The following is a 19,220-nucleotide window of genomic DNA, read 5'->3' as shown; positions in this document are numbered from 1 at the left end:
TTATTTTTAAATCATATCAACCTATATATTTATGAAAATTATAACCTTCCTTCTTTTTACTGGTTTATTCTCAGTAAGTTTTTCTCAGAACTCATTAAGTTTTGATTTTGCAGAAGCATTTCATAATAAGGATCATTATGGGTCCATGCACTATATGAAAATGACAACCGATTCTTTAGGGAATCATTATATAGCTGGTGGATTTCATGGAATTATCGATTTGGATCCTTCGTCAACTGAAAATTTGATCCAGGCATTGGATGGAGAAGAGAAGGTGTTCCTTGCTAAATATTCATTGACTGGTCAGTTATTATGGCAGAAAACAACATTTTTAGATACAGATTCAGACATATTGGATATTCATTCGGATCAAAGCGGAAATGTGTATTTAAGTGGAGAATACTCAGATTCTATTGATCTGGACTTTAATGGAAATCAAATCATTCATTCGGGTGGACAGCATTCAAAATTCCTTGCCAAGTATACAAGTAACGGGTCGCTAATTTGGCACAAATCTTTTCGGGCACAATATTTTCACTTTAACTTAAGTAATAACAATGAAGTCATTGCTACCGGAACTTTTCAGGGTAATATTGACTTGGGAGCTCCTGGAAATCCGTACCTGCTTAACGGTTCCGCGTATAATATCTTTTTGACAAGATTTGCCACCAATGGAAATGTGCTTTGGGCGAAATCAACTGCTTACAACTATCCCACAGACTTAAATGTATGTGGAATTGGGAGTGATGCAAATGGGAATATTTGTATATCCGGAGTTTTTACAGGTGTTTTAGATGCAGATTTTGATTCCGGGTCATATCCGTTAAATACCAGTTATGGGATTTCTTCTTATTATGTTGGGATTTATTTCTGTAAATATACTGCGAACGGGTCAATTACTTGGGCAAAGATGAGCACTGGATTGGATTGGGTAGATTTGCAGCAGTTTAGGGTGAATCAATCTGGAGAAATGCTCATAATGGGTAAATTTGGAGGGACTCGAGATTTTTCCGTAACATCAGGGCAAAACACGATTACGGCATCCTCCACAGACAATGTGTTTGTTGTCAAGTATGACAACATGTGTAATTTAGTCTATGTAAACAAAATGACTTCTTCGGCATATAATGTGCCTTTTTGGGATGTGGTGCTTTCTGATAATGGACATTGTTACATGTTAAGTAGAAAAAGTCACACGATATATACAGCAAATGATACATTGAATCATTTCAGCCCAGCATTTGATAACAAATCTGATCTGAGCCGTTTGGAGTTTGATTCAATTGGGAACGTGGAACATGAATATTTCTTTGAAATAGGACTGAACCCCGCCAACCAGAATTCATCATATGGTTATGCAGTTTCTTTCGGTTCTGATGGAAATCTGGTGGTGCTTGGTGAAGCCGGGAATTTGGTTGATATGGATCAGACCAGCAGTACACTGTATTCACCAAAAACAAACACCTATTTCTTAACATCTTTTTTGAATACTGGAGAAATTAATTGGTGCTCTTTTATAGGAACAAATGGTGATATAACTTCTTCAGGTGAAAGAACTACCGGAATAGTCTTTGATGGACAGGGTGGTAGTTTCGTAACAGGTCATTATAGACAACAAGTAGATTTGGACCTGACAACCAATGTATTATATTCAGATTCGGGATCTGCTACAGGATCTGCTTACTTATCTTATTATGACCAATGGAATGAATTAATGTGGTCCCACAGTTTTTCAGGAAATAATGTGACTGCAGCCATCCCATTGGAACCGGTATTGGATTCAGATGAAAATGTACTTGTGACCATCTCTTACATTGGTAATTTGGTATTCACTACTCCTCTGAATAATTATACTGACACACTTGCTGATCAAGGTATCAAGCATGGACTTTTTAAGTTTGACAACAATGGAGGATTGATTTGGGCGAAAAAGATCTTCACTGAAGTAACAGGTTCTGTAAGCGTAACGGATGTTGAGTTAAATACAAATAATGAAATTTTCATGACAGGGGTATTCTCCGACACGATATTCTTTAATCTCCAGGGCGTTGAATCGATGCTTGTATCAAATGGCTCATCAGAAGATATCTTTGTAGCTCGGGTTGATGCAAATGGGGAATTGATTTGGATTCGTTCACTCGGATCAGTAAGTGTTGAGCGTTCATTTCAAATTCTACCTGATGGAACCAATAATTTTTATCTGTCGGGTTCTTTTTCCGGGACTGTTAATATGAATTTGAATGGAGGGGTCAATAACTATACATCAATTAATCCTCAAGCCACATTTTTTGCGCGATATTCTAATACCGGAAATATTGGATACGTAAAAATTCTCAACACAACTTATACTCCTAATATCAATGAATTCAAAAAAGATAATACAGGAAATCTTATTTTGGCAGGCAGTTTCAAAGGAGTATTAGACTGTGACCCATCTTCTGCTACTTATAATTTAACATCAAATAGTTATAATTCTTTTATAGCTAAATATACCAGCAGTGGACAGTTGACTTGGGCAAAATCCTTCGAAACATACTCTGTAAATGAAATCAAGTCGTTTATTATTGACAGTGTGAATAACATTTTGGTTGGTGGCCAGTATCTGGGAGATATTCAATTTTCTGCGAACCCGGATATTCATAGAACATCTGTTGAGGAATCTAGGGATATTTTTTTAGTATATCTTAATGAGACTGGACAGATAAATAATGTGTTTTCATTTGGAACATTGTCACCTGAGAATTTGACTTGTATAACTTATAAAGACGATTTAATTGGAGTAACAGGTGAGGTGGCCCCAATTAGTATGGATCTGGATCCGTCCGGGAATATACATTCAGTGAGAAGTTATAATGATATCGATGGATTCATAGCCAAATACCAGTTGTGTTCTACTCCGCAAGTTTCCATTCTTTGGGATTTTGTTACAATGACGGCATCAGTTAGCGGAGTTGACTATCAATGGGTAAACGGATCAACCAATGAAGCGATTCCTGGCGCAGATCAACAATATTTTACTCCAACAGAAGGTGGTTCTTATTACGTGGTAATTTCTACCCCAGATGGTTGCACGAGTTCGTCACAAACCATTGATATAGTAAACCTTGGTTTAGAAGAAGTTCAAAAAGGACAAATCACCCTTTATCCGAACCCAACAAGTTCGATAATTGCTATCAAAACGGAGAACCCTTCGGATAGCTATAAATCTTCTATTTATTCCTTATCTGGAACACTAATTTTAACACAAAATCTGAATGGAAATTCCACTTATAACCTGGATGTATCTGCATGGCCTCAAGGAGTCTATCTGATTCGTTTGGATTCTGAGAATGAGAGCCAGGTATTTAAAATTGTTAAGAATTGATAGTCCGCCAATTCCCAAAAAATCGTTAAATTCAAATCAGTACGAAATAAACCCTTCGTTTGTTTGTTAACCAACATGTGAAGACTTAAATTTGTATGTCGAATACTGATTTTATGCATCCTTATAAAGCAGGACCCTTATTGGAACAAATCATTATCCCTCAGGACTTAAGGGATAAGATGACTGTGGAACAATTGCCACAAGTTGCTGATGAAGTGCGCCAATACATCATTGATGTGATTTCCGAAATTGGAAACTCGCATTTCGGGGCCAGTTTGGGAGTGGTGGAATTGACTGTTGCACTGCATTATGTATTCAATACTCCTTACGATCAGTTGGTTTGGGACGTTGGCCATCAGGCTTACGGACATAAGATCTTAACAGGTCGCCGGGAAGTTTTTCATACGAACAGAACAAAAGGCGGGATCTCCGGATTCCCGAAACGCTCCGAAAGCGAGTACGATACCTTTGGAGTAGGACACTCATCCACTTCCATTTCCGCTGCTTTAGGAATGGCTGTTGCAAGCCGTTACAAGGGAGAAAAGGACCGCCAGCACATTGCCGTGATTGGTGACGGTGCGATGACGGCAGGAATGGCGTTCGAAGGAATGAACCATGCGGGTTTCGAAAAAGATGCTAATTTGTTAGTGGTCTTGAACGATAATTGCATGTCTATTGACCCCAATGTGGGTGCTTTGAAAGAATATTTGACGGACATCACCACGTCTCATACGTATAATAAAGTAAAGGATGAGGTGTGGAAATTGCTTGGAAAAGTAAGTAAGTTCGGACCGGATGCTCAATCTGTTGTTTCGAAAATATCCAGTGCTTTGAAAGGATCTATCCTGAAGCAAAGTAATATGTTTGAATCATTGAACTTCCGTTACTTCGGACCGGTAGACGGGCACGACGCTATTGGTTTGGCCAAAGTATTGGAAGATTTGAAAGATATCCCCGGACCGAAAATCCTGCACTGTATTACCCGGAAAGGAGCCGGATATAAATTTTCTGAAGAAGGAAATCCGACCAAGTGGCATGCACCGGGCGTTTTCAATAAGGAAACAGGTGAAATTGTCAAAATTGTTCCCAAATCACCACAGCCTCCGAAATACCAGGATGTATTCGGACATACGATTGTGGAGTTGGCAGAACAGAATGAAAAAATAATGGGAATTACTCCGGCAATGCCTACCGGATGTTCACTCACATTCATGATGGATGCCATGCCGGACCGCGCATTTGATGTGGGAATCGCAGAACAGCATGCAGTCACATTTTCTGCCGGATTGGCAACTCAGGGATTGATACCGTTTTGTAATATTTACTCTTCGTTCATGCAGCGAGCCTACGACCAGGTATTGCATGACGTGGCGCTGCAAAATTTGCCTGTTGTGTTCTGTTTGGACCGTGGCGGATTGGTAGGTGCAGATGGAGCCACGCATCACGGGGCATACGATATTGCATACATGCGAAGCATTCCGAATATGATCGTTTCAGCACCAATGAATGAAGCGGAGCTCAGAAACCTGATGTTTACCGCCCAGACAGAAAACCACGGACCATTTTCTATTCGTTATCCACGTGGAAACGGTGTCATGACCGAATGGAAAACACCGATGAAAGCTATCCCGATCGGTAAAGGACGAAAAGTAAGCAATGGAGAGGATATTGCATTGGTTACGATCGGTCACGTGGGAAATTTTGCACAGGAAGCCATTCTGTCCCTGAAAGAAACCGGTGCGTCTGTGGCACATTATGACATGCGCTTCGTGAAACCACTGGATGAGACTTTATTACATGAAATATTTACCAAGTTCGACAAGGTTATCACGATCGAAGACGGTTGCATCATGGGCGGATTTGGTTCTGCGATTGTTGAATTCATGGCAGATAATGACTACCATTCAAAAGTGGTTCGATTGGGAATTCCGGATAAATATGTCCATCACGGAACACCGGAGGAGTTGCATATTGATTGCGGTTTTGATGCTACATCCATCGCAGAAAAAGTCAAGGAGTTGTTGAATATTTCGACTTCTGAAGAGCAGCAGTCCCAAAGTGAAGTAGGTTAATAAAACGATACCATTTTACCAATTTATTTTCATTCTGATTGGCCGATAAGCCCTAATATTGGGCAATGTCCAACTTTATTCTGATAGCAGTTTGTTTTCTTGCCGGCCTCGTACTTCGAAAATTTGGAGTTCTCCCGAAAGGAAGTCATCACGGAATTAACGGTTGGATTATCTATGTTGCACTTCCAGCAGCAACTCTCAAATACCTTCCAACTATTGTTTGGTCAACTGATTTGATCATTCCGTTAATTACGCCGTTGATTTGTTGGATCGGGGCTTGGCTACTTGCAGAATTGGTTTCAAAACGGTTTCATTTCGATAGAAAAACCAAAGCTGCTTTTTGGATCGTTACCGGTTTGGGAAATACTTCTTTCATTGGATTTCCGTTAATTTCAGCTTATTATGGCGAAAAATACCTTTCAATAGCTGCTGTGACGGATCAAATGTCGTTTTTTACGTTGGCGGTATTTGCTTCGATTGTACTGTAAAAAATGTAGGTTTTCATCCGTTATCTAAATTAGATTAAAATGCAGGGAGTTGTGTAAACTACCTCGCTTCCACACGACTCGCTTTCAATTTTCTTCCTATTTTTGCAATTCATAGAAAAACAACATGAAACGAATAAAAATTGCTGATTTATTAAGTCAACCGAAAGTCGGGGAAAGGTACCTTGTGAAGGGTTGGGTGCGATCATTTCGCAACGACCGTTTTATTCAATTGAATGACGGTTCAACCATTAATAATTTACAAGCAGTAGTTGAAGCGGCTAATTTTGACGAGGCAATTTTGAAAAAAATAACCACAGCGGCGTCGGTTGGGTTAATCGGTGTTTTGACTGAATCACAAGGAAGCGGACAAGCTGTTGAATTGCAGGTTTCAGAAATTGAGATCATCGGTGAAGCGAATCCTGATGAAGTTCAAAAAACGGTGATGCAGCCGAAAAAACACAGTTTGGAATACTTGCGTGAACAGGCACATTTGCGTTTCAGAACCAACCTGTTCGGAGCGGTTTTCAGAGTGCGCCATGCCGTGAGTTATGCGATTCACCAGTTCTTTAATGATCGTGGGTTCTATTATATTCACACGCCGATTATTACCGGTTCGGATGCAGAAGGAGCAGGAGAGATGTTCCGGGTAACCAACCTGGATGCGAAAAACCCGCCGTTGAATGAAGACGGTTCTGTAAACTTCTCGGAGGATTTCTTTGGGAAAGCTGTAAACCTAACCGTTTCCGGTCAGTTGGAAGGGGAATTGGCGGCTTTGGCTTTGGGCCAGATCTATACGTTCGGTCCGACTTTCCGTGCCGAAAATTCCAATACTTCACGCCACCTGGCTGAATTCTGGATGATCGAACCGGAAGTGGCATTCAACGATATTCACGACAACATGGATTTGGCTGAAAACATGCTGAAATACATTTGTGAATACGTGATGAAGAATTGTGCGGATGACCTGAAATTCCTCAATGAGCGGGAAGCACAGGAACAACAGTCGAAACCGCAGAACGAGCGCAATGAGCTCGGGCTGATCGAGCGTCTGCAGTTTGTTACAACGAATGATTTCAAGCGCATTACCTATACAGAGGCGATCGATGTATTGATGAATTCAAACCACTACAAGAAGAAAAAATTCAAGTACGATGTAAACTGGGGAACCGATTTACAATCGGAGCACGAACGGTATTTGGTGGAAAAAGAATTCAAGCGTCCGGTGATCATTACTGATTATCCTGCGTCATTCAAAGCATTCTACATGCGCGCCAACGACGGCTGCGAACCGGGAAAAGAAACCGTTGCGGCGATGGATATTTTATTCCCTGGAATCGGTGAAATGGTCGGTGGTTCTCAGCGTGAAGAGCGTTTGGAAGTATTGAAGAAAAAATGTGCCGATTTCGGAATTCACGAAGAAGAATTGTGGTGGTACCTGGATACGCGTCGTTTTGGTTCGGTTCCGCATGCCGGTTTCGGATTAGGTTTCGAAAGAATGGTGATGTTCGTAACCGGTATGACAAATATCCGTGACGTGATTCCGTTCCCGAGAACACCGCAGAATGCGGAGTTTTAAAATAAGTTCAAAGGTTAAAACAGTTCAAAATTCGTAATCCACAATTCGTAATTGGGAATTACGACGTATATTTAGGAGAAGAAATAATTCATGGCACTTAGGCAACAGCTCACCCAAAAACTGGAACAACGGCTTTCCCCACAGCAGATTCAATTGATGAAATTGCTGCAGGTCCCTACGATGGAATTGGACCAGCGTATCAAACAGGAATTAGAGGAAAATCCTGCTTTGGACGAAGGAGCTGAAGAAGTGGACGAATACGATAACGATCCCGAGGACGATTACAAGGATGACGAGAACGAATTCGATACCGATTTCGACATCAGTGATTACTTCGATGACGATACACCCGATTACAAAACGCAGGTAAACAATAAAAGCAAGGACGATGAAGAACGTGGCGTGCCGCTTTCCGTTGATTCTTCTTTCCAGGATAAGTTGACAGAGCAATTACACCTGTTAGACCTGGATGATACCCAATTTCAGATTGCAGATACCATCATTGGAAACCTGGATGAGTCGGGTTATTTGAACCGTGAACTGGATGCAATTGTGGATGATTTGGCCTTTTCTTCCAATATCCTGGTTTCCGAGGAGGAAGTAGAGCACGTCCTGAAAATTGTTCAGGAATTGGATCCGGCAGGAATTGGTGCACGTGATTTGAGAGAATGCCTGTTGCTCCAGATCGAACGCATCCAGGAAGGAAACATTACCTTGTTTACCGCCAAAAAAATCCTGGAGGATCATTTCGAAGAATTTACCAAAAAACACTACGATAAGATCCAGAAGAAACTCGAAATTGAGGATGAAGACCTGAAAGAGGCAATTGATGCGATTATCCGGCTGAATCCCAAGCCGGGAGGTTCGTTGAAAGATAATTCAAAAAGTATTCAGCAGGTGATCCCGGATTTTATGATCGCGGAATTTGACGGAAAACTTGAATTGTCAATCAATGGCAGAAATACACCTGATTTAAAGGTTTCGAAGGAATACGAACAGTTGCTGAGAAGTTATAGTGAAGGGGCGAAAACATCCAAAGCCGACAAGGACGCCTTGTTGTTTGTCAAAACGAAACTGGAAGGTGCAAAATGGTTTATCGATGCGATTCGTCAGCGCCAGCAAACACTTTATACTACGATGCATGCCATTATGATGTATCAGTACGACTTCTTTTTGACCGGTGATGAAACAAATATGAAACCGATGATCCTAAAGGATATTGCAGAAATCGTAGGACTCGATATTTCAACGGTTTCGCGTGTAGCAAATTCGAAATACGTCCAAACGGCATACGGGGTTTATTCCCTGAAATATTTTTTCTCCGAATCACTTTCAACGGATTCGGGTGAAGAGGTTTCAACCAGGGAAGTAAAGAAAATCCTGACCGATGCCATTGAAGCAGAAAACAAAAAGAAACCGCTAACGGACGAACACTTGGCAAAATTGCTTAATGATAAAGGATACAACATTGCCAGACGAACCATTGCAAAATACAGGGAACAATTGAATGTTCCGGTAGCGCGTTTAAGAAAAGAACTGTAATGAAAAGCATCTCCAAGATTCTTTCGTGGATTTTCCTGCCGCTTTTGGCGCCCGTATATGCGGTAGTGATCGCCATGTATGTGGAAAATTGGGAAGCCGGTTTTTACCAGGAAGAGAGCTTGTTTTCATTGGATCCGCGTGCGAAGGAATTTTTCTTGTACCTGTTTACTTCCTTTTCATTTCTCGCACCGGCGTTAACAGTTTTGTTTCTCCAAACACGCGGTTCGGTAACTTCTGTGATGATGGAAAAAAGAACCGAACGCATCATTCCGGCAATCATGACAATTTTGTTCGGAATTTCTCTACTGGCAATCTTGTTGTTCAAAGTTCCGGAAGGCCTTCCTGGGGCCCGTTTTATTTTTGGACTGTCATTCGGTTCGCTGATCGCAGTGATTGTTTGTACCGTCCTTACTTTCCGTTGGAAAGTCTCACTTCATGCGGCAGGTATGGGTATTCTGACAGGATTTCTCTACATGTATTATAGTGAAATGCTCATTTTCCCAATGTGGATTCTGATCCTTGCTTTCATTGCAAGTGGAGTGGTTATGTCAGCGAGGATGTACCTGAAATTACACTCCTTAACTCAACTGGTGGCAGGATTTGCGATTGGTTTTGCAGGTCTCGTGCTGGGAATCAAATTCTTCTTCCTGTATTATTAGGATTTAAAGAATCAGGCTGTTTGTTGTGAAGTAAGCCGACAGAAAACGGTCTTTTTTGTTAAATTTGTTTTACCTGGTGACAACCTTTCCAGCTTTTTGTTGTCTGTCAGGTACAGAACTAAAAACAAACCGCGTTGAAGAAACTAATTATCCTGGCAGGATTCCTTATTTCCGTATCAGTGTCTTTCTCCCAGACAATTGATTCAAGAATCCTCAAAAACAAAGGCAAAGAAGCCGAAAAAATGTATGAATACAATAAGAATTCATACAATTACCTCTTATTTGAATTGGACCATTCCTATGAAATTGTTCCCAAAAAATCACTTTCGAAGGAGCAGCGTAATTTGATCAAAAAAGACGTTTATTTAACAGATGCGGATATCCTGAATCTCGGCACATCCAACTTTAACTTTTATGATTTAGGGATTAAGTTATCCAAATCGGAAAGACAATACGTGCAAATAGATAAAGAACGTGTCCTGGTTTTTTATGCCATTCCTGAAATTACAAAGGCTTTTACCACAAGTTCCCTAAATACTAAATAGACCTGATTAATTATGAAGAATTTTTTGATTCTGCTAATGCTGGCATTGGCTGGCAATGCATTTTCCCAGATGAATATTCCAATGTCTCCGGCTAGCAATAACCAGACATTCAGCACCTGTAACGGGTTTATTATTGATTCCGGAGGACAAGGAGGTCCCGGGTATGGAAATAACGAAACTATCGTTATTACGATATGTCCCGATACTCCGGGAGATATTATTTCGATTGTTTTCAATTTATTTCAGTTGAGTAATACAGATGACAACCCTGCTCCGAACATTACGAATGTGGATTACATGGACGTATATGATGGAAACTCTACTGCAGCACCGACTCTTGGGACTTACTCGGGGAACCAATTGCAAGGAGTGGTGATCATGGCGACTGCTCTAAATCCGACAGGATGCATCACCCTTCGATTCCGGTCAAATACGGTTGGAACAGGAATGTTCACAGCGAGTGCTACGTGTACTACACCTTGTGCAACCCCAACTGCTGCAGGAGTTATTGTGAATGGCGAAACGTTGGATAGTACACGTGTTTGCGTTGGAGATGTTGTTGATTTCTCTGGTATCGCATCGTCCGCTGCTCCGGGTTTTACCCTTGCAAATTATGAGTGGGACTTTATGGACGGAAGTACAGCGACAGGTTCAACGGTTTCTCATGCTTTTGACACTCCCGGACAATATTTGGTGCAGTTATTTGTAACCGATAACAATGGTTGCGGAAATACCAACTTAATCGATTTACAGGTTTTTGTAGCAACCATTCCATCGTTTATCGGATTCCCGGGAGATACAACCTTGTGTTTGGGAGAGAACGTTACATTTACGGCAAATCCTGATTTTTACGAAGTTCTTTGGAATGGTTTCCCGGGCTCTCAAACAATTGATGACGGATGTTTACCGGATACATTATTGGGTGTTTCCCAGGATGTACAAATCATGCAGACTGGATTTGCTGCAGGGTCCACGATTACCCAATTGAGTGATATTCAAAGTTTATGTTTGGGTCTCGAGCATTCATTCATGGGAGATTTGGTAATCATCGTTGAGTGTCCGAATGGTCAGAATCAGATTTTGCACCAGCAAGGTGGAGGCGGTACTCAAATCGGTGAACCGAATCCATTAGACAATGTAGATTGCAGTGATCCGTCAACGCAAGGAATTCCTTATACGTATTGTTTTACTCCTACGGCGACGGAAACCTGGGTTGATTGGGCGAATAACAATGGTTTTGGGGGTACAATCCCGGCTGGGAATTATGCACCGATTCAGTCATTTACGAATTTGATCGGCTGTCCGCTAAACGGAATCTGGACCTTGACCGTCATTGATAACTGGGCTGCTGATGACGGGACCTTGTTCTCCTTCGATATCAACCTGGATCCTTCCCTGTATCCACCGGTAACTGTTTTTGAGCCTCAAATCGGGTTGGGAAGTGATTCCTCTTATTGGGTAATGCCGGCAACGTTTGCTTCGGTTTCTCCCAATGGCGATGTGCTGACTGTTAACCCGACAGCAGCAGGAACATACACTTATACCTACATGGTTTTAGACAATTATGGCTGTCAGAATGATTCAACAGTAACAGTAACGGTTAATGATAATCCACAGGCTGATGCAGGTCCTGATGCCACCATTTGTAACGGAACACCGATCCAGTTGGACGGAAATATCGTTGGTGGAAATAATAGTTGTGATTATACATTTAATCTCGAGGATTCCTGGGGAGATGGCTGGAACGGAAACAACCTGCTGGTAACGGTAAATGGGGTTACTTCCAACTTTACAATTCCCGGTGGACTGACCGCTTCATATACCCTATCGATTCCTAACGGAGCTGCATTTACAGTTCAATTTGATGGAGCCGGCTCGTTTATCAATGAATGTTCATACGAAGTATTGGATGCTTCCGGCACGGTTGTTCTATCTGACGGTGCAAATGGAAATGCTTCTACAACGGTACATAATTTAACCGGAAACTGCCTGGGGAATCTAACTTATGCATGGACTCCGGCAGGTGCTGTTTCCAATCCGGCGATCTTAGATCCGATAGCTACCGTAAACGCGAATACTACGTTGACCCTGACAGTTTATCCGACAGGACATCCATTGTGTGCGACGACAGACCAGGTAGATGTCAATATTTCTGCTTCGGCGTTTCCCGGAACAAACAACACATTGACAATCTGTGCTCAGGGAGCTCCAATGGATTTATTCCCGCTTCTTGGACCTGGAGCTTCTCCGAATGGAACCTGGAAAAACCAGGCAGGAGCAACAGTTACCATGCCTTATGATCCGATTACAATGAATCCGGGAATTTATAAATATGAGGTAGATTCAAATGGCTGCATTTCCTCGGCTACCATTACAGTTACAGAAATTAATCCGACAGTTGCCGCAATTCCTACGGCGGCAAATTGCCACGGAATAGCAAATGGATCGGCGGCATTAACAGCTACAAATGCTACGGAATATTCATTAAATGGGGGTCCGAATACTCCGATCCCAACTCCATTCGTAGTAAATGGTCTCGCAGCCGGAAATTACCAGGTGATCGTTTACAATATTGGTGGCTGCACCGATACGGTTGATTTTGTAATCACCGAACCGGCTGCCCTGTCAATTACTTCCATTACACCCGACCTGGTAACGTGTTCGGGTGATGCTTCAGCATTGAGTGCTTCAGGAACCGGAGGTTCAACGGCGTATACATTTACCTGGGTTACAAATACCGGAATCCTGGGAACAGGCCCGAATATCAACGTGAATACCGTTGCAACAATGCAATATTGTGTGGTGTTAACAGAAGCTTGCGGGTCTGCACCCGATAGTGCGTGTATGACTATTATTGTCCCTCAGCCATTGGATTTAGTACTTACCCCGGATGATTCAGACGGTTGTTATCCGCATCATGTCATCTTCTCCAATGATACTCCCGGCCCGGGAGCGCCACTTTTGAATACCATTGATTTTGGTGACGGATCACCGGTAATCACTACAAACGCATTGGACACCTGTTCGCATACCTATGAGTATCCGGGAGTGTATACGGTGAGTATTGTTTCTGTTTCCGATACAGGATGCACCTATTCGAATACGTTCACGGATATGATTACAGTGTACGACAAACCGGTTGCGGATTTCAATATTTCACCGAATCCGACTACAATTTTTGAAACACATATTTTACTGAATAACACCAGCTCAACAGATGTAGTGTCATACAGCTGGTCCATTCCCGGAGCAGAACCGAATCAGTCTTCTTTTGAGAATCCGGGTATTGATTTGCCTGAAGGAGTTGTTGGAAATTATGAAGTAACACTGGCAGTTACAAACGAGCACGGATGTATTGATTCCGTAACCAAAATTGCTCAGGTAATCAGTGATGTGATTTTATATGCACCAAATACCTTTACTCCGGACGGTGATGAGTTCAACCAGACATGGTTCCTTCATATTGACGGAATTGACATCCAACAATTTAATTTACAGGTATTCAATCGCTGGGGAGAAATAGTTTGGGAAAGCAATGATCCGAAAGGAGCGTGGGATGGAACCTACCAGGGGAAAATTGTTCCGAACGGACAGTACAACTGGATTTTGGAAACCAAGGAATTAATCAGCGATAAAAAGTATACCTTTAACGGATATATCAATGTGATGCGTTAATGAAAGTAGCAGTTTTTACAGGCAATCCCATTCAACAGAACGGGTCGATCGTTTATAATGAGCAGGGTGATGCAGTCATTATCGACCCAAGTTGCTATGACCGTTATGAACAACAGGAATGGATCGATTTCATCCGGGAACACAATCTGAAGGTACATGCAGTATTGAATACACATTGCCACATTGATCATGTTACCGGGAATGCCTTTTTTGTAAACCATTTTAACATTCCTTTAATGGCGCACAAAGAAGAGTTGTTTACACTGAGTTTTGCAGAACGATCGGCTCAGATGTACGGATTAACGGCGTATGTACCTTCTCCGGAACCGACGGATTATCTGACAGACAAGCAGGTTTTAAAATTTGGCGAGTTGGAATTAAAGGTAATTTTTGGTCCCGGACATGCTGTGGGACACGTTGCTTTTTACAGCGAAGCAGATCATTTGCTGATCGGTGGAGATATTTTGTTCAAAGGAAGTTTCGGAAGAGTGGATTTGCCCGGCGGGTCTATGGAGGTTTTGAAGAAAACTATTTTTGAACGGATCTTTACGTTGCCTGATAATACGGTAGTGTACCCGGGGCATGGACCAACAACAACAATAGGAGAAGAGAAACGGACGAATTATATTCATCAGTTTTAAACGGAAATTAAAACAGAAATCCCTCGTCAAAGCGAGGGATTTTTTCTTTTTGGGATAAGTGCAAGATTATCCACCACTTACCATGGTAATTATTTTTTACGGAAGTAAATCCGAACCGGAACTCCTTCAAAATTGTACATCTCACGCAAACGGTTTTCCAGGAAACGCTTATACGAATCCGGAATATATTGTGGTAAATTACAGAAGAATGCAAATGCAGGAGCATGCGTTGGAAGCTGCTGCACATATTTAATCTTCACATATTTTCCTTTCAAAGAGGGAGGTGGATTACTGTCGATGATCGGCAATAAAACATCATTCAATTCGGAAGTGGAGATCTTTCTGGTGCGGTTTTCAAACACATCCATAGCCTTTTCCAACGCTTTATGAATACGTTGTTTCGTTAATGCAGAAGTAAAAATGATCGGAACATCGTTATAAGGTGCCAGATCATTTCTCAATTTCTTTTCGTATTCTACGGCAGTCATGGTATCTTTTTCTACCAAATCCCACTTATTGACCAACACAACCACTCCCTTGTGGTTTTTTTCGATCATGTAATAAATCGTCAGATCCTGCTTTTGGATCCCTTCCGTTGCATCGATCATGAAAATACATACATCCGAATCTTCAATGGTGCGCACGGAACGCAAAACAGAATAATACTCGATATCTTCCGTTACTTTGGCCTTTTTGCGAATCCCCGCGGTATCGATCAGCATGAAATCAAAACCGAATGCTTTATAACGTGTATCGATGGAATCCCGGGTCGTTCCGGAAATATTCGTTACAATATTCCGTTCTTCGCCGGTCAGTGCATTGATCATGGAAGATTTTCCCACATTGGGTTTTCCCACAACTGCAATTCGTGGTAAATTGGCTTCTTCTTCTCCGCGCGGGTCCTCCTTGTCAAAATACTGAACGACCTCATCCAGGATTTCTCCTGTTCCGGAACCGTTTGCAGCTGATAGATCGAACACTTCACCGAGTCCGAAAGACCAAAACTCAGCTGACATACCGACACGGTCATTGTTGTCTACTTTATTGGCAATGACCAGTACCTTCTTTTTGGATTTGCGCAAAATACCTGCAACCGTTTCGTCCAGATCCACGATTCCGGTTGTAGCATCCACGACAAACAGAATCACATTTGCTTCTTCAATCGCAATTTCAACCTGTTTGCGGATTTCTCCTTCAAAAATATCTTCGGAACCCTTGACATAACCTCCGGTATCGATTACCGAAAAGGGAATCCCGTTCCATTCACCACGACCATAAATCCGATCGCGGGTCACACCACTGACTTCTTTGACGATGGCGTGAGAACTTTCGGTTAAGCGGTTAAACAGGGTGGACTTTCCTACATTCGGGCGTCCTACGATGGCAATTATATTTCCCATTTTTTGTTTTTTAGACGTACTTCACAGCACTGCGTTATAGATAATCCCGGGACTTAATACCCGTACTTTTTCAATTTTTGTTCACTGGCTCTCCAGTCTTTATCCACTTTTACGAAAGTCTCCAGGAATACCTTTTGACCTAAGAAAGCTTCCATATCCAGGCGGGCATCACGGCCGATGCGTTTCAGCATATCGCCTTTTTTCCCGATAATAATTCCTTTTTGTGAATCACGCTCTACGATAATCAGGGCACGAATATGCGTGATGTTCTCTGCTTCTTTATATGATTCAATTTCCACCTGGCATGCGTACGGGACTTCTTTGTCGCAATGCAAAAAGATCTTTTCACGGATCATCTCCGAAACGAAAAAGCGTACCGGGCGATCGGATAATTCATCCTTTTCAAAGTAAGCCGGTCCTTCCGGCGCCAATTCCAGGATGCGGTTCCAAATCACGTCAATATTGAATTTGTGCAAGGCAGAAGTTGGAATAATTTCCGCGTTCGGTACTTTTTCTTTCCAGTATTGCACGCGCTCTTCCAGTTTTGCTTGATCTCCCAAATCAATTTTATTCAGGATCAGTAAAACCGGTATACGCAATTTTACAATGCGCTCCAGGGTCTCTTTGTGATTCATTTCATTTTCGCTCATGTCCGTAATGAAGAGCAAAATATCCGCATCTTTGAATGAACTTTCCACATAACTCATCATCGCTTCATGTAGCTTATACGAAGCATTGACTACTCCGGGAGTATCTGAAAACACGATCTGGTAATCATCGCCGTTCACCAATCCGTGAATACGATGACGCGTAGTTTGTGCTTTGGAAGTAACGATGGAAAGCTTTTCACCAACCAATCCGTTCATAAGCGTCGATTTACCAACATTGGGGCTGCCGACAATATTTACGAAAGCTGATTTGTGAGACATATCTTAGAAATTTGGTGCAAAGGTACGCTTCTTATTCTAAAAAATGGCCGAAACGCGCGAATTCCTGCGTTAATAATTTGAAATTTCCGATTGACGATCAGGAGTTTATTCAAAACATAAAAACCTGTCTATCAGGCTCCGACTTCATTCAGCCGGCCCCAACAAACAGGTTTCATTTCATTTTATGATTGATTTAGAATGGTTTCTCTTTGGAAATGGCATCGCGGGTATTTTTCTGGATGGCAATTGCTCCGAAAAGGGCGAGTACAAACGAAAAGGCAAAGAATCCTTTCTCGCTTCCCCACATCTGTGCGTTCCACAAACCGATGATTAGTAAAGCGATGGAAAGAACGGTACAAAACCAGCTGATCCCGTAGTAGATGTCTGTTACCGGAATTCCTTCCAGGCGGTCGCGTACACTTTTTTGCACACTGATTACCGCAAATAGGGCAAACATAATCACCGTAAAGTAATATCCTTTGTCTGTTAATTGAAGTTCCTTGTTCCCGAATACGCCGCTGAAGTATCCGATCAATCCCGTTCCGAAGGCTACCCAGCTGGCAGCAATAAATGCAAATGAAGGTTTCTGAGTCATCGTTTTAAGTTTTAAAAGTTTAGACAAAGATGTACTTCGCTAACAATTTAGTAAAACGGTTTAGCAATACTTCAACAGAGTGTGTTGCGATTTTCCGTACTGCTGTGTTTGTATTAGGAAGGAAAGTGTATATTTACCGTAGCAGGAAAATGGATTGTTTCTGCTAATTGTAACTTAATAACCAGTATTCATGACTACACCAACTCTTCCGGGCTCCGTGCAAAGTGCCGCCCCGGGTTTGAGTGGATTTGATACAAATACCGTACTCAATGCCACATCTGCTTCCTGTTTTGTAACCAATGGCTATGCATTCTGTTTCAGATACCTGTCGCGCGGACACGGGCAACAACCCGGTGATCTGAGTTACACGGAAGCCAAAACGATTCTTGAATCGGGATTAGCGCTGGGTGCCGTACAGCATGTTTCCATGCAAGGTTGGACACCCTCTGCCTTATTAGGAACAGAATACGGAACGAACGCGGCTTATAATGCGGCATCTATCGGATTACCGACCGGGATGAACTTGTGGATGGATCTGGAAGGAATTGCATCGGGAACTTCTGCCCAAACGGTTATTGCTTATTCCAATGCGTGGTATGACGCAGTCTTTGCGGCGGGCTATATTCCCGGAATCTACGTAGGCGCTGCCTGTATCCTCAATGGAGATCAATTGTACAGCTCCCTGAAATACCAACATTACTGGAAGTCGCTCAGCCAGGTTCCGCCAATTCCAAGCCGGGGTTATCAAATGGCCCAGTCATTTGCGAAAGATCCGGTATGCGGTGTTTCCATTGACAAAGACACCACCATGACGGATCAATTGGGAGGAACAGTTCTGTGGCTGAAGATTTGAAAGTTACTGACTGAAAAAGGAGCTTTTCGAGGCTTTTTTGGGAATTTTAGCAGTTTTCTTTCGTAAAATACTTGCAGAACGCTAAAAAGTGTGTATCTTTGCACCACATTTAACAGGAACGTCTGTTGAATTAGTGAAATAGCAAGAAATATTCTAAAAGATATATTGCGGGGTGGAGCAGTTGGTAGCTCGTCGGGCTCATAACCCGAAGGTCGCACGTTCGAGTCGTGTCCCCGCTACAAAGAAAAAAGCGTAATTACGAAAGTGGTTACGCTTTTTTCTTTCCCTCTGGTCTCACTCTCACACCCATTCCTCAAACGCTTTTTTTCTCAGTGTGAGAATAGAGAGTGAGTGAAGTGATTCACATTATCAAAAACCTAATATATTTTCTAAATAGAATCTAAATACCGAACTTTAAAATATTAATAATTTAAACTTTAACATATTGATTTTTAAAGAAAAAGTAAAAGAAAAATTAGGAATTGAATTAGAATTCAGTGAAGCTGTTATTAGTGGGTCAACTCCATCAGGTGTCTTATTATTGAAAAAGCTATTTTGTCTGAAGGACGCCCGTTATTCGTTAGAAAGTTTCATTCGCCATCATAAGCTCATAGATTTTCCAGGTAATTTAAATCAAATCGTTTGCGAGAAGATTAATGGTGAAGTTTATATAATAAACACACAATATAAATTGTTTGATTTGTTAAGTCAGTACAAGGATAATGTAACCTTCCCCGTTTTGTAAACTTCCCTAAAAATGTAAACTTCCCTAAAAATGTAAACTTCCCTAAAAATCAGACAGTTTAAAAATATAGATTTAAATTGTCAGAATTATGAAAAAATCGAGATTTACAGAGGCTCAGATTGTAAGTATTTTAAAG

Annotated in this window: 14 protein-coding genes and 1 tRNA gene; 12 read left to right on the top strand and 3 right to left on the bottom strand. The window is 41.7% G+C overall.

What is annotated here, in order from left to right; genetic code table 11:
- Window positions 1–31 precede the first annotated feature (31 nt).
- The 9 genes from FO442_RS16570 to FO442_RS16530 all read left to right on the top strand — a co-directional run bounded on the left by FO442_RS16570 (window position 32) and on the right by FO442_RS16530 (window position 14,562).
- A complete protein-coding gene (locus FO442_RS16570) occupies window positions 32–3,364 on the top strand; it encodes a T9SS type A sorting domain-containing protein (protein ID WP_144334335.1) in 3,333 nt (1,110 codons plus the stop codon).
- A 95-nt stretch (window positions 3,365–3,459) separates the two neighbouring features.
- Entirely contained in the window at window positions 3,460–5,436 is a 1,977-nt protein-coding gene (gene dxs / locus FO442_RS16565; RefSeq protein WP_425460009.1) for a 1-deoxy-D-xylulose-5-phosphate synthase, read from the top strand.
- Window positions 5,437–5,501: 65 nt separating this feature from the next.
- Window positions 5,502–5,924 (top strand): AEC family transporter, encoded by a 423-nt coding sequence (locus FO442_RS16560; RefSeq protein ID WP_144334334.1) that lies wholly within the window; start codon window positions 5,502–5,504, stop codon window positions 5,922–5,924.
- Between the two features lie 124 nt (window positions 5,925–6,048).
- Window positions 6,049–7,500, top strand: a complete 1,452-nt coding sequence (gene asnS / locus FO442_RS16555) for an asparagine--tRNA ligase (protein WP_144334333.1) — start codon at window positions 6,049–6,051, stop codon at window positions 7,498–7,500.
- Window positions 7,501–7,590: 90 nt separating this feature from the next.
- Window positions 7,591–9,042: an RNA polymerase factor sigma-54 gene (gene rpoN, locus FO442_RS16550; protein ID WP_144334332.1), complete on the top strand. Its 1,452-nt coding sequence runs from the start codon at window positions 7,591–7,593 to the stop codon at window positions 9,040–9,042.
- Window positions 9,042–9,701, top strand: a complete 660-nt coding sequence (locus FO442_RS16545) for a phosphatase PAP2 family protein (RefSeq protein ID WP_144334331.1) — start codon at window positions 9,042–9,044, stop codon at window positions 9,699–9,701. The genes rpoN and FO442_RS16545 overlap by 1 nt, the downstream gene beginning before the upstream one ends.
- A gap of 134 nt (window positions 9,702–9,835) precedes the next feature.
- Window positions 9,836–10,246 carry a hypothetical protein gene (locus FO442_RS16540; RefSeq protein ID WP_144334330.1) on the top strand — a complete coding sequence of 137 codons (411 nt, stop codon included), beginning with the start codon at window positions 9,836–9,838 and terminating at the stop codon, window positions 10,244–10,246.
- Between the two features lie 12 nt (window positions 10,247–10,258).
- The gene (locus FO442_RS16535) at window positions 10,259–13,921 is read left to right on the top strand and encodes a PKD domain-containing protein (RefSeq protein WP_144334329.1); all 3,663 of its coding nucleotides are present in this window, start codon (window positions 10,259–10,261) and stop codon (window positions 13,919–13,921) included.
- On the top strand, window positions 13,921–14,562 hold the full coding sequence (locus FO442_RS16530; RefSeq protein ID WP_144334328.1) for an MBL fold metallo-hydrolase: 642 nt from the start codon (window positions 13,921–13,923) through the stop codon (window positions 14,560–14,562). The genes FO442_RS16535 and FO442_RS16530 overlap by 1 nt, the downstream gene beginning before the upstream one ends.
- Window positions 14,563–14,651: 89 nt before the next feature.
- Here FO442_RS16530 and der read toward each other — a convergent pair whose 3' ends face one another.
- The 3 genes from der to yiaA all read right to left on the bottom strand — a co-directional run bounded on the left by der (window position 14,652) and on the right by yiaA (window position 17,486).
- The gene (gene der / locus FO442_RS16525) at window positions 14,652–15,962 is read right to left on the bottom strand and encodes a ribosome biogenesis GTPase Der (RefSeq protein WP_144334327.1); all 1,311 of its coding nucleotides are present in this window, start codon (window positions 15,960–15,962) and stop codon (window positions 14,652–14,654) included.
- Between the two features lie 53 nt (window positions 15,963–16,015).
- Window positions 16,016–16,891: a GTPase Era gene (gene era, locus FO442_RS16520; RefSeq protein WP_144334326.1), complete on the bottom strand. Its 876-nt coding sequence runs from the start codon at window positions 16,889–16,891 to the stop codon at window positions 16,016–16,018.
- Between the two features lie 193 nt (window positions 16,892–17,084).
- On the bottom strand, window positions 17,085–17,486 hold the full coding sequence (gene yiaA, locus FO442_RS16515) for an inner membrane protein YiaA (RefSeq protein ID WP_144334325.1): 402 nt from the start codon (window positions 17,484–17,486) through the stop codon (window positions 17,085–17,087).
- Between the two features lie 190 nt (window positions 17,487–17,676).
- On the opposite strand from yiaA, the gene FO442_RS16510 reads away from it, so the two are divergent.
- The 3 genes from FO442_RS16510 to FO442_RS16500 all read left to right on the top strand — a co-directional run bounded on the left by FO442_RS16510 (window position 17,677) and on the right by FO442_RS16500 (window position 19,084).
- On the top strand, window positions 17,677–18,339 hold the full coding sequence (locus FO442_RS16510; RefSeq protein WP_144334324.1) for a glycoside hydrolase domain-containing protein: 663 nt from the start codon (window positions 17,677–17,679) through the stop codon (window positions 18,337–18,339).
- A gap of 166 nt (window positions 18,340–18,505) precedes the next feature.
- Window positions 18,506–18,578, top strand: a tRNA-Met gene (locus tag FO442_RS16505).
- 206 nt (window positions 18,579–18,784) lie between these two features.
- Window positions 18,785–19,084 (top strand): hypothetical protein, encoded by a 300-nt coding sequence (locus FO442_RS16500; RefSeq protein ID WP_144334323.1) that lies wholly within the window; start codon window positions 18,785–18,787, stop codon window positions 19,082–19,084.
- Window positions 19,085–19,220 lie beyond the last annotated feature (136 nt).

Origin of the sequence: Fluviicola chungangensis, from assembly GCF_007558725.1 — a bacterium.
GTDB lineage: Bacteria > Bacteroidota > Bacteroidia > Flavobacteriales_D > Crocinitomicaceae > Fluviicola > Fluviicola chungangensis.
This window is presented reverse-complemented; position numbering and strand designations above follow the sequence as displayed.